Here is an 11858-nt window from a genome sequence, read left to right on the forward strand (position 1 = left end):
ACACAACTATTATTGTACTGTATTCAATAGAAAACTGAAAGGGTTAACGATGATCTTTTCGGTGTTTGTGACAATTTCGACAAATATTTTATTATTATCTAGCTACAGGCACCAAATGCGCGGGTCTAAGCGGGTGCAAGACGCTTTTATTGTTAACAGCCAATTAGTCTGGCAATGACCATTCTTTGGACTTCCGAAGTTCCTTCTCCAATTTCAAGAAGCTTGGCATCCCTCATATAGCGTTCGACTTCATATTCTTTCATATAGCCATACCCGCCATGAATCTGGATTGCTTCACTCGCTACTTCCATAGCAATTTCCGATGCATATAGTTTACACATGGAAGCTTCTTTCGAGAATGGACGCCCTTGATCTTTCAGCCATGCTGCTTTATGGACCATATTGCGTGCAAGCTCAATTTTCATCGCCATATCTGCCAGCTTAAATTGTGTTATTTGGAATTCAGAAAGAGTTTTGCCAAATTGCTTACGTTCTTTAGAGTAGCGGAGTGCCCGGTCAAATGCCGCCTGAGCGATTCCTACTGCCATAGCACCGATCCCAATACGTCCACCGTCTAACGTTACGAGGAATTGTCGGAAACCGTTACCTTGAGTCCCTAACAGGTTCTCTTTTGGTACTCGGACGTTGTCAAGCACAAGTTCTGTCGTATTAGAAGCATTTAGCCCCATTTTTTCATAGTTATCAATAACCGTGAAGCCTTCTGCATCAGTCGGAACGATTATTGCACTAATTTCTTTCTTTCCGTCTTCATTCCCAGTGATAGCAGTAATTGCAAGGTGCTTGGCATAGCTCGCATTCGTGATAAACACTTTAGAACCGGTGATGACATAATCGTCCCCGTCTTCTTTTGCTGTCGTTTGCGTCCCCCCCGCATCCGAGCCCGCATTCGATTCTGTCAATCCAAATGCGCCTAATGATTCCCCTGTACAAATTGGCGTCAAATACCTCTGTTTCTGTTCTTCAGTGCCAAATAGGTTGAGCGGTGCCCCTCCCAAAGAAATATGCGCCGAATATGTAATTCCTGTTGATGCACATGCCCGGCTCAGTTCTTCCGTAACAATTGCGAAACTTACTGTGTCGGCTCCTCCGCCCCCATATTCCTCAGAAAACGGTAAACCCATCATTCCCATTTCGGAGAGCTGTTTAAACACCTGTACTGGAAATTCTTTTGTCCGGTCGCGGTCGATTGCACCTGGTGCAACAACTTCATCTGCGAATTCCCGAATCATTTTTTTAATCATCTGTTGTTCTTCTGTCAAATCGAAATTCAACATCTTCATCCCCTTTGTTGTGAACGCTTACAATTTCAATTATAACGAATTGTCTACCGTTTTCACAACTATTACTGAAAGAATAGGAGAATTCAGATCGAAACAAGTAAAAATACGATGATTAATAGTAGCCCAGCTGCACCAGAGATTGTGAAATACTGTAATTTTAGCATACGTCCTGCAAATAGCCAGAGCGCACAGTTCAACATAAGTAATCCGATTAGTAACATCGTATGCCCATCGAAAAAGACAACCCATAGCTTCAGTGACATTAATAACAACATCAAGGATGCCAGTATGTATAAAATAGGTGCTATTCCCATTTGAATCATTGATTTACGCATCGTCAACAGGAGAAACGAGAACAAAACAACAGCCGTCAAGGTAAGTGTCCACCCTGGGTATTGGGTAAATACGAACATGCCTCCACTAACGATTATCGCTAGTATGGTCATCAAAACAATTTTCCGTTCCAATTTCTTTTTTTCCTTGACAAGAATGGCTTCGGTGGCTTTCACTTCCTTCTCATCCTGCCCTTGAGCATAGAGAGTAATTAGAAAATCACAGTAATGTTCCGGCAACAACTTATTCTGCTTCCAATATTTTATTTCCGAAATAATCATTCGTTTTCGTTGTGGATTCATAGTATAAATCGCTCCTTGAAAAGTGTAGGTAAATCGGAGAGCGCCAATCAGCTGCCCTGTTGCTTAACAGTGAAAAAAGCATCGGCACAAATTATGCCGATGCCCTTTTTTATTCAAGAAAGTCTTTTAGTCGTTTACTTCTAGATGGGTGACGCAGTTTGCGTAATGCTTTTGCCTCGATTTGACGAATTCGTTCACGGGTTACGCCAAACACTTTACCGACTTCTTCAAGTGTTCTTGTACGACCATCATCAAGACCAAAACGCAGACGAAGCACGTTTTCTTCCCTGTCTGTCAACGTATCGAGTACGTCTTCCAGTTGTTCTTTCAATAACTCATATGCTGCATGATCAGACGGTGACTGAGCCTCTGAGTCTTCTATGAAGTCACCGAGGTGAGAATCATCTTCTTCCCCAATTGGCGTTTCAAGTGATACAGGTTCTTGTGCAATTTTTAGGATTTCACGTACTTTTTCAGCAGTTAAATCCATTTCTTCTCCAATTTCCTCTGGAGATGGTTCACGACCAAGATCCTGTAGTAATTGACGCTGAACACGAATCAACTTATTGATGGTTTCAACCATATGAACTGGAATCCGGATTGTACGGGCTTGGTCCGCGATTGCACGGGTGATTGCCTGACGTATCCACCACGTTGCGTACGTACTGAACTTGAAGCCTTTCGTATGGTCGAATTTCTCGACTGCTTTAATGAGCCCCATGTTTCCTTCTTGAATTAAATCAAGGAACAGCATGCCACGTCCGACATACCGTTTTGCAATACTTACGACTAGACGCAAGTTGGCTTCTGCAAGCCTCTTTTTCGCCTCTTCATCGCCATCCAGGATGCGAATTGCAAGTTCAACTTCCTCCGCACCTGTCAGTAAATCAACACGCCCAATTTCTTTCAAGTACATTCTTACAGGATCGTTGATTTTAACACCTGGTGGGACACTGAGGTCATTCAAATCGAACTTTTCTTCTGCCACTACTTTCCCCTCATCGCCGGCTTCTTCATCGGCTTTGCGGTCCATTTCAATTCCTTGTACTTCAATCAAATCAAGGAATTCTTCGAACTGTTCAGGTTCCATTTCAAACACAGATAACTTCTCAGTTACCTCATCGAGCGTAAGTTCACCTGTTTTCTTTCCGGCCTCCAACAGGTTTGCCTTCACTTCTTCAACAGTCATTTCAATTTCCATATCTTCTGTTTGCTCTTTTTTGCTCATCTTACCCGTTCCTCCTAAGTACACCGGAAAACGACTACAATGTCGTCAATGATTTCCGGAGCTGTATAATTTCCCTGGCCAGCTCCAGCGCCCGGGTATGATCATTTATTTTTTCTGCTTCTTTCGATTCATGGATCTTTGCATGGATTGTCAAACTAATTTTATATTTTTCAAGGTGACTGATACAATCAGCTATTTCTTCCGCAGCGTGTTCAGGATCTCTTTCCACCATTGCAGATTCTAATACAATTTTTCTAAGTTCTCGGTCTTCCAACGATTCCGCAAACCTGTGGAAATCAGGTATTCCGTGTTGTTCATAAAACCCAGCGAGCCGAATGAAGATAGCAACATAATCTTCTCGAACGAACAGGTTTTGCTTGTCCAATCGTATTCGATCAAACAATTCCCCATCACTTAACAGGTGAAAGAGCAACAATCGCTCTGCACGCTCAGTACCGGTCTTCTTTCTGATTGGAACAGTAGGTTGAGGACGCATAGTTTCCCCATGCTTTGGTTCTGTTTTTGCTTTCTTCGCTTGATGTCCCGCCATTTTTATAAACTGCTGATTAATGGCTTCGATTGATACACCAGTCACGGTTGAAAGCTGCCGGAAATAAAGATCCCGCTCTACTGGCGATGAACGCTTCGCTAATTCTTCCAATACTTCATGGATATATTGCAACACATCGTTTTCATAAGATAGGTTCTTTGATCGCTTTGCATATGCCATTATGAATGACATGAATGAATGGGGATTACCGATGACCTTTTCGCGAAATGCATCACCGCCATGCTCTGTGATGTAGTCGTCGGGGTCCATCTTTCCAGGCAACAACGCGATTTTAACATCCAACCCTTTTTGGGTGGCCATGTCTGCGAATCGTTTTGCCGCTTCCCATCCAGCATCATCTCCGTCACAGCAAATGATAAGATCTTTAGCAATTCTTTTTAATTTCAGCAGATGTGTATCTGATAAAGATGTGCCCATTACGGCAACACTATTCGTCACACCAGCACGATCAGCCGATATCGTGTCCATAAATCCTTCAAACAGTATTACTTTACCCGTTTTCCGGACGTTAAGACGTGCATTGTGAAAATTGTACAGAATATGACTCTTTTCGAATATTGGGGTTTCGGGACTATTTAGGTATTTGGCTTCCTGTTTTGAACCGGTAAGTATACGTCCAGAAAATGCTACAACGTTACCATTGTCGTCATGAAGCGGGAACATGATACGTGCTCGAAATCTGTCAAAATAGCCAGTCCCATCGTCTTTCATGATGCAAAGCCCAGCACGTTCCATATCCCTCATATCGAAACTCTTACGCTTTAGTAGACCCGACAGCGCTTCATTATCATTTAGCGACCACCCGATTCCATATTTTTCGATACTCTCTCTCGTAAACCCTCTTTTTTCAAGATATTCTAGTGCTTCTTCACCTTCTACAGTGTTTAGGAGTAGATGACTATAAAAGTTTGCAGCAAGAGCATGCGCTTCAATCATAGATTTAAATTCATTATGCTGCTTTGCTCCGGATCCTTCACCCACTGTAGCATCGATTTCAATACCAGTTCGTTCAGCGAGCTTTACAACGGCTTCGGTGAAAGGGCTATTTTCAATATCCATAATGAAGGTAATCGCATTTCCACTAGCGCCACATCCGAAACAATGGAAGAGTTGTTTATCTTCTGTAACTGAGAAAGAAGGTGAACTTTCATCGTGAAACGGGCAAAGCCCGAACCAGTTCTTTCCTCTTTTTGTAAGTTGCACATATTCTCCAATTAAATCTACAATATCAGTCTTTGATCGGACGGCTTCTATAGTCTCTTCTGGTATTCTCGTCATCCTATCACCAACCACTCTATCAAGATTAAATTCGAGATAGTATTCAAAAACCCTTCATTTTCGACAAAATATTTTCGATTATGCTCGGAATCTTTCATACTACACTAATAGTAAAGCTTTATCTCTATATGAACCTCATATTTCAAAAAAAAATTCTTCATCCGCAAAAGAAGAACCAACCCGTATTAGCGGTCGGTCCTTCTACATCACTGTGTCCTGATTATGAATACCCTTCCACCTCAGGATTAACAGTAACTCCCACTTCTTGCTTACGAATGACGATTCGTAAGCTCACTTAGTATAACATTTGCAGTTTCCTCTACAGCCCGGTTTGTTACATCGATAACATTGCAACCGATTTTCGAGACGACATTATTAAAATGCGTAATTTCAGCTTCAATCCGCTCAACTCGCGCATAATTCGCATCATCTTTTAAACCAAGTGCGATGAGACGTTCTCTGCGGATGAAGTTTAGTTTTTCCGCAGAGATAACAAGTCCGTAACATTTAGCTGGGTCAATCATAAATAGTTCTTCCGGCGGCTCGACTTCAGGTACTAGTGGAACATTCGCCACTTTAAAACGTTTATGTGCAAGGTACTGCGATAAGGGTGTTTTCGACGTTCTTGAAACACCTACTAGAACAATATCTGCTCTCAAAATACCTCGCGGATCCCTACCATCGTCATATTTAACGGCGAATTCAATTGCTTCAATTTTTTTGAAATAATCTTCATCAAGTTGCCGCACAAGTCCAGGTTCTTCTAATGGCTTTTCACCAAGTTCCATACCTATCCGTTCGATAATTGGCCCAAGGAGATCGATGCACTGAATTTCTTTAATTCGACATTCTTGCTTTAGTTTTTGACACATTGCACTTTTCACAAGCGTATAGATAATGATTGCATTTTGCTGTTTCGCTAAATAGACGATTTCATCAAGTTGCGATTCATCCTCTACATGTGAAAACCTTTTAATTAATACGGTTTCTAGCCCTTGTCTGAATTGACTTGCCGCTGCTTTTGCAACAAGGTCGGCCGTTTCACCGACTGAGTCAGAAACGATGAACAAAATTAGCTTCTTCATAGTATCCCCCTCATAATTCGTGATCATCCGCAAGTGATAGGAAGGCTGCAGTAATATTGGTTTTGGTTACCCTACCAACAACTTCAAGCCCTTCCCCATTGTCAACGACAACAGGTAGCGAATCAATTTGCTGGTCTATCATTTTCTTCGCCGCATGAAGGAGCGTATCCTGCTTATCACAATACGTAATATTTGGCATTCTCGTCATAATGACATGGACCGGAATTTTCTCCAATTCATTGTTCCCAAGACTCGTTCTTAGTAAGTCTTTCCTCGAAAGAACTCCGGTAAGAAATGAAGATTGATCGACGACGAATAATGTCCCAACATCTTCTAGGAACATTTGACAAATTGCATCATAAACCGAAATATTTTCTTCCACAACGACCGGAATTGACTGAAAATCACGCACCCTCATGCCGGTCATACTGTCAGCAACTGATTGGGCAGGTCTTTTTCCCGAATAAAAATAGCCTACTCGAGGTCTTGCATCCAAAAAGCCAGCCATTGTTAAAATAGCTAAGTCAGGACGGATTGTAGCCCTCGCTAGCTTAAGCCGCTCCGCGATCTGTTCGCCAGTAATTGGGCCATCTGCTTTAACGATTTCAAAGATTTCCGTCTGACGCTTATTCAGTTCCATATATGTCACCGCCCTAAGCGTTCAATTGTTTATCCTTGATTATTATATACGAAGACGCGAGCTATTGCGAAGAAATCGGAACCATGCTAAACTAAGTTAGAATTGAATAGGCGAAGATAGGTCTATGAGTAATGTCAAATTGAAGCGAGCGGGGATAGTGAAAGCCCGTACCGACATGAAACGGCAACCTGGAGCTAATGCACTATTAAAGAGGGCTGTTCGTCAGCCAATTAGGGTGGAACCGCGGGTAATCATGCACTCGTCCCTGGACATATGTCCAGGGATGGGTGCTTTTTAATTTGTTTCAGCATAAGCCCCCGCTGAACAAAATTAAAGCCTCCGGCGGATGTCACAGATTTTGAGGGGAATTATTTGAGCAAGCTCAATTCAAAATCTGGACGCAAATCCGCCAAGGCGTATTTGATTAATAATTGGAGGGATTTATTATGTCAATGGAACAAGTCGTTAACTTAGCAAAGCAAAGAGGTTTTGTTTTCCCAGGCTCTGATATTTACGGAGGTCTTGCAAATACGTGGGATTATGGCCCACTTGGGATTGAATTAAAAAATAATATCAAAAAAGCTTGGTGGCAGAAATTCATTCAAGAATCGCCGTATAACGTCGGTCTTGACGCGGCTATCCTCATGAACCCGAAAGTATGGGAAGCTTCAGGTCATATCGGAAACTTCAACGATCCGATGATTGACTGTAAAAAATGTAACACACGTCATCGTGCTGACAAACTAATTGAAGATGCACTTGATGCAAAAGGTATCGAAATGGTTGTCGATGGTCTATCTTTCGATAAAATGGCAGAACTTATCAACGAACATAACGTTGTCTGCCCTACTTGTAGCGCTATGGACTATACAGATATTCGTCAGTTCAACTTAATGTTTAAAACATCACAAGGTGTTACAGATTCATCAGCGAATGAAATTTTCCTTCGCCCTGAAACTGCACAAGGTATCTTCGTAAACTTCAAAAACGTACAGCGTTCGATGAGAAAGAAAATGCCATTTGGTATTGGACAAATCGGAAAAAGCTTCCGGAATGAAATTACACCTGGAAACTTCACATTCCGTACGCGTGAGTTCGAACAGATGGAACTTGAATTCTTCTGTAAGCCTGGCGAAGATATGGAATGGTATGCTTTCTGGCGTGAATTCTCAAAGCAATGGTTATTGAACCTTGGTTTGACAGAAGGCAATATGCGCTTACGTGAACACGATGAAGACGAACTTTCGCATTACTCAAAAGGAACTGTTGACATCGAGTACAAATTCCCGTTTGGTTGGGGTGAACTATGGGGCATTGCGAACCGTACTGATTTCGATTTGAAACGTCATATGGAACATTCCGGTGAGGATTTCAACTACCTAGACCCTATCACAAACGAGAAATTTGTACCTTATTGTATCGAACCTTCACTTGGTGCGGACCGTGTGACACTTGCGTTCCTATGCGATGCATTTGATGAAGAAGAGCTAGAAGGCGACGACAAACGTACTGTTCTTCGTTTCCACCCAGCGCTTGCACCGGTAAAAGCTGCGATTCTGCCATTATCGAAAAAACTCGCGGAAGGCGCAGATGAAGTCTATGCGGAACTGCGTAAACATTTCAACGTTCAATACGATGATGCACAATCAATCGGTAGACGCTACCGTCGTCAAGATGAAATTGGAACACCATTCTGTATTACGTATGATTTTGATTCCGAAGAAGATCGTCAAGTGACAGTTCGTCACCGCGATTCAATGGAACAAACACGTATGCCTATTTCAGAAGTGAAAGATTATATTGCAAAACAACTTGAATTTTAATCTATCCTAACGTGAAAAAATTCAGATGAAAGACTAAACCACCTGCCACCAATGAATTTGGTGGCAAGTGGTTTTATTTTATTCAAATTCGTATTTCTAAGGGAATAATTATATCTATTTTACCACTTTGATACTATAAAAAATAACAGGTACAAATGTCAATTTGACCAATAAGGGGGACGTTGAAATGAAAAAAAATTTGATCACTCTCCAATTTTCCATCCATCCGATGACTAACAACTTTATCGAAATCATAAAAGGTGCACTCCAAGGAGTCAACACTTCAAATGTGACAATGTCTACAGACGACGTAGCTTCAACTATGATTGGCGAGCAGGAAGCTGTCTTTGACGCTGTGAAAGCGATGATAATTCACGCCTCAAAAAGTGGGACTCATATAGCATTCAATGGTACGTTTTCCTCGGGATGTCCTTCGGTAGTTCATGAATTCCATGAACCTTCCGAACAAAAATTCCGTATTAATCAAGAATCATACGCTCCATTTCAACAATATGTTTCCGCTAAGTTCAATTTATATCCTTTGGGTCAACCTGATTATATGGATAGTATAGGCTCCGAAATTAGCCGGTTGAAAAACAGTGATTTGTACAATGCGACTTCAAAAAATGGTAGTGGTTTACACGGCGATGTTCACCCAGTATTTTTATTCTTAGAGGATAGTTTTTCAAGTGTTCAGTCACATGTAATCATGACCGTGAATATGAGTGTGAATAGTCCCTCGCATAAGAACGTTTAATTTTAGGTGACAATCGGCCATACATCGAATTTCGATTGACTGATGCACAATGATGAGGACCGTATTTTGGATTAAAAGCAAAGCGTTCTCTAGCGGTGCAATCGGCACTGATCAAATCCAGGCAATCATTGAGAAAGAATTACTAAAACATGCCAACTGACATCATTCAAAAACCCCTTGTCTCTTATTGAACAAGGGGTTACATTTTCATTACCATTAAGAACCGATTTCACGATCTAATTGTTTCAAAAAACCTTCCATATAGTCATGTCGTTGCTCCGCGAGCCGCTTCCCTTCTTCAGTCACCATCAACTCTTTTAACAGCAACAACTTTTCATAGAAATGTGTAACTGATGCCGTTTCCTTGCTACGGTATTCTGTTTCAGACATATTAACACGAACCATCTCGTCTGTATCGTATAGCTTCCTTCCCCTTGCACCGCCGAACGCAAATGTGCGTGCAATCCCAATAGCACCGATTGCATCAAGCCGGTCTGCATCGCGCACAATGGCTCCATCGATGGACGTGATGTCCTTCGCATTACCACCACTGAATGACACGCTTTCAATACACGCTACTACTTTCTTAGTTAATTCATCTTCGAGACCAATTTCCTGTAAAATGTCTAGGATGGATGGGTTGTCATCTGATTTATATTTAGCATCTTCGATATCATGCAACAAAACAGCAAGACGGACAACTTCCTCATTCGCTGAAGGCTCCCGAACCAAGATTTCTTCCGCATTTTTCATTACGCGTTGGATATGAGCGAAATCATGACTTGCATCGAACTTATTGTAAATTCCAATGACTATCTGCATGCATTTTTCAATCGTTTTTATCATATAATCACTCCTATAAAAAGATTTTTTATGTGAAAATGCGTCTGAATATTTAGGCATATCGTTGACGCACAATGTCGATTCATGTATAGTTGATGCATCCATGTATCTAATGGATGGGACATCGAATCGCCGAGGAGGAATATACATGTACCAGGGAAAAGTCAAATGGTTCAGTAATGATAAAGGCTATGGTTTCATCGAAGCGGATGACGGGGAAGATGTGTTTGTCCACTTTACCGGTATTCTATCTGAAGGCTTTAAAACGCTTGATGAAGGACAATCCGTATCCTTCGAAATCATCGAAGGGAATCGCGGTCCTCAGGCAGCGAATGTCTTAAAACTTGGAGATGAATGATCGAACACAAAATCCCGCTGATGCAATTTCCAGCGGGATATTATTTTGTGTTTTTATTCATTTCCTGGCCTAGAAACCGAAGCTGCTCTCCGATCGTACACACGGTAATACAAAACTTATGTGATCCCGACTTCCCTTTGTCTTTTGACAGCTGTGTTTTCAGGAAGCAGCCATCGCAATAGGCATCTAGAATTCCATCTATTTCATTCATAATGATTGTTTTATTCATAATGACTACCCCCAAAAGACACGATTCATATATTCTAATACTATTTGAACACTGGTGCAACAATCCAATTAAATCGAGGTGCTAAATCAAATGATTGAGTTGTACGTAGACGGCGCAAGTGCAGGAAATCCCGGGAAAAGTGGTATTGGAATTTTCATAAAAGGTGAGGGCCATGCAATAAAGTTATCCGAAAAAATCGAACCTACGGATAATCATTCTGCCGAATTCCAAGCACTGTTACGCGGCTTGGAAGAAACATCCAAACTGACGACTGGCATGGTATCAGCTCGTTCTGATTCCCAAATCGTTGTCATGGCCGTGGAAAAGAAATTCGTGAAAAATGAAGCATATAAAGAATACTTGAAAAAAATACTTGAGTTTGCAGACACGTTTGACTTTTTTTTCATCAAATGGATTCCCGATGTAGATAACCGCGCTGCAGACGCACTTGCACGAGAAGCAATTCATAAAAAAGACTGAACAGTTATCTGTTCAGTCTTTTTTGTTAGGCTTTCATAAAAGTAACCGTATTCTCCGATACATTATACAGCGCCCATTCTCGATCAATGACGACTGCCCCTACATTCACGAGGACCTTGTCACCACTTACATCATATGGAATTCCAAATTCAATTGCTTCATTCACACCATTTCGGGATAATTTGGACGTATGACTATGCCCATAAAACACGGGAGATTCATCCACTTCCGCTTGAATAAGCGCCCACGGTTCACCGCCCCATTTCCACTGATGACCATGGATTATTTTAGCCGTCGCAATGTCCAGCATTTCCGGCATAGTGCCCAGTTTTTCTCGAAGCGGATCGTCTGTTTCTGTAATCATCATTATTCGGTCTTCCTGATTGCCGCTAACCGACAAGAATGTTAATAGCTCGGTAAACCCTTCTGGAATGATCATAACGTCTTTAAGTTTCGTAAACTTCTGATCAGTAATATTCTTTTTACTAATTATGCATTCAAACAGATCGCCCGTCCCGACACGGACTGCTTCCGGATACTTCTCCGAAATATCCATGAGTACTTTTTCTAAATCCTCTTTAGAGGAATGTATGTCACCAAGAAGTGCATAATGCATTTATAAGCCTCCTG

Annotated in this window: 13 protein-coding genes; 4 read left to right on the top strand and 9 right to left on the bottom strand. The window is 41.5% G+C overall.

Going from position 1 to position 11858, the window contains the following annotated elements; translation table 11 throughout:
• Positions 1-152: 152 nt before the first annotated feature.
• From AZE41_RS13215 to AZE41_RS13240, 6 genes are all read right to left on the bottom strand, one after another.
• Positions 153-1292 carry an acyl-CoA dehydrogenase family protein gene (locus tag AZE41_RS13215; RefSeq protein WP_067213966.1) on the bottom strand — a complete coding sequence of 380 codons (1140 nt, stop codon included), beginning with the start codon at positions 1290-1292 and terminating at the stop codon, positions 153-155.
• Positions 1293-1384: 92 nt separating this feature from the next.
• Positions 1385-1936 (bottom strand): hypothetical protein, encoded by a 552-nt coding sequence (locus tag AZE41_RS13220; RefSeq protein ID WP_067210246.1) that lies wholly within the window; start codon positions 1934-1936, stop codon positions 1385-1387.
• A gap of 109 nt (positions 1937-2045) precedes the next feature.
• Entirely contained in the window at positions 2046-3164 is a 1119-nt protein-coding gene (gene rpoD / locus AZE41_RS13225) for an RNA polymerase sigma factor RpoD (RefSeq protein WP_067210248.1), read from the bottom strand.
• Positions 3165-3198: 34 nt separating this feature from the next.
• Positions 3199-5013: a DNA primase gene (gene dnaG, locus AZE41_RS13230; protein ID WP_067210250.1), complete on the bottom strand. Its 1815-nt coding sequence runs from the start codon at positions 5011-5013 to the stop codon at positions 3199-3201.
• A 269-nt stretch (positions 5014-5282) separates the two neighbouring features.
• A complete protein-coding gene (locus AZE41_RS13235) occupies positions 5283-6098 on the bottom strand; it encodes a pyruvate, water dikinase regulatory protein (RefSeq protein WP_067210252.1) in 816 nt (271 codons plus the stop codon).
• Between the two features lie 10 nt (positions 6099-6108).
• Positions 6109-6738 carry a transcriptional regulator CcpN gene (locus AZE41_RS13240; RefSeq protein WP_082786604.1) on the bottom strand — a complete coding sequence of 210 codons (630 nt, stop codon included), beginning with the start codon at positions 6736-6738 and terminating at the stop codon, positions 6109-6111.
• Positions 6739-7181: 443 nt separating this feature from the next.
• On the opposite strand from AZE41_RS13240, the gene AZE41_RS13245 reads away from it, so the two are divergent.
• Positions 7182-8561, top strand: coding sequence for a glycine--tRNA ligase (locus AZE41_RS13245; RefSeq protein WP_187047908.1), 1380 nt, complete (start codon positions 7182-7184; stop codon positions 8559-8561).
• A gap of 187 nt (positions 8562-8748) precedes the next feature.
• Positions 8749-9318 carry a YkoF family thiamine/hydroxymethylpyrimidine-binding protein gene (locus AZE41_RS13250; RefSeq protein WP_067210260.1) on the top strand — a complete coding sequence of 190 codons (570 nt, stop codon included), beginning with the start codon at positions 8749-8751 and terminating at the stop codon, positions 9316-9318.
• 216 nt (positions 9319-9534) lie between these two features.
• Here the strand turns inward: AZE41_RS13250 and AZE41_RS13255 are convergent, their stop codons facing one another.
• Positions 9535-10164: an HD domain-containing protein gene (locus AZE41_RS13255; RefSeq protein WP_067210263.1), complete on the bottom strand. Its 630-nt coding sequence runs from the start codon at positions 10162-10164 to the stop codon at positions 9535-9537.
• A 145-nt stretch (positions 10165-10309) separates the two neighbouring features.
• On the opposite strand from AZE41_RS13255, the gene AZE41_RS13260 reads away from it, so the two are divergent.
• Positions 10310-10519 (top strand): cold-shock protein, encoded by a 210-nt coding sequence (locus AZE41_RS13260; protein WP_067210265.1) that lies wholly within the window; start codon positions 10310-10312, stop codon positions 10517-10519.
• A 40-nt stretch (positions 10520-10559) separates the two neighbouring features.
• On the opposite strand, the gene AZE41_RS13265 is transcribed toward AZE41_RS13260, so the two are convergent.
• Positions 10560-10748 carry a zinc-finger domain-containing protein gene (locus AZE41_RS13265; RefSeq protein WP_067210267.1) on the bottom strand — a complete coding sequence of 63 codons (189 nt, stop codon included), beginning with the start codon at positions 10746-10748 and terminating at the stop codon, positions 10560-10562.
• Positions 10749-10838: 90 nt separating this feature from the next.
• On the opposite strand from AZE41_RS13265, the gene AZE41_RS13270 reads away from it, so the two are divergent.
• A complete protein-coding gene (locus tag AZE41_RS13270) occupies positions 10839-11228 on the top strand; it encodes a ribonuclease HI family protein (RefSeq protein WP_067210269.1) in 390 nt (129 codons plus the stop codon).
• A gap of 25 nt (positions 11229-11253) precedes the next feature.
• On the opposite strand, the gene AZE41_RS13275 is transcribed toward AZE41_RS13270, so the two are convergent.
• Positions 11254-11844 (bottom strand): metallophosphoesterase family protein, encoded by a 591-nt coding sequence (locus AZE41_RS13275; RefSeq protein WP_067210270.1) that lies wholly within the window; start codon positions 11842-11844, stop codon positions 11254-11256.
• Between the last annotated feature and the right edge of the window lie 14 nt (positions 11845-11858).

Origin of the sequence: Sporosarcina psychrophila (genome assembly GCF_001590685.1) — a bacterium.
GTDB lineage: Bacteria > Bacillota > Bacilli > Bacillales_A > Planococcaceae > Sporosarcina > Sporosarcina psychrophila.

Coding starts and splice junctions, on each gene's coding strand:
- AZE41_RS13220 (WP_067210246.1), bottom strand. CDS start 1,936: ATGAATCCACAACGAAAACGAATGATTATTTCGGAAATAAAATATTGG.
- rpoD (WP_067210248.1), bottom strand. CDS start 3,164: ATGAGCAAAAAAGAGCAAACAGAAGATATGGAAATTGAAATGACTGTT.
- dnaG (WP_067210250.1), bottom strand. CDS start 5,013: ATGACGAGAATACCAGAAGAGACTATAGAAGCCGTCCGATCAAAGACT.
- AZE41_RS13235 (WP_067210252.1), bottom strand. CDS start 6,098: ATGAAGAAGCTAATTTTGTTCATCGTTTCTGACTCAGTCGGTGAAACG.
- AZE41_RS13240 (WP_082786604.1), bottom strand. CDS start 6,738: ATGGAACTGAATAAGCGTCAGACGGAAATCTTTGAAATCGTTAAAGCA.
- AZE41_RS13250 (WP_067210260.1), top strand. CDS start 8,749: ATGAAAAAAAATTTGATCACTCTCCAATTTTCCATCCATCCGATGACT.
- AZE41_RS13255 (WP_067210263.1), bottom strand. CDS start 10,164: ATGATAAAAACGATTGAAAAATGCATGCAGATAGTCATTGGAATTTAC.
- AZE41_RS13260 (WP_067210265.1), top strand. CDS start 10,310: ATGTACCAGGGAAAAGTCAAATGGTTCAGTAATGATAAAGGCTATGGT.
- AZE41_RS13265 (WP_067210267.1), bottom strand. CDS start 10,748: ATGAATAAAACAATCATTATGAATGAAATAGATGGAATTCTAGATGCC.
- AZE41_RS13270 (WP_067210269.1), top strand. CDS start 10,839: ATGATTGAGTTGTACGTAGACGGCGCAAGTGCAGGAAATCCCGGGAAA.
- AZE41_RS13275 (WP_067210270.1), bottom strand. CDS start 11,844: ATGCATTATGCACTTCTTGGTGACATACATTCCTCTAAAGAGGATTTA.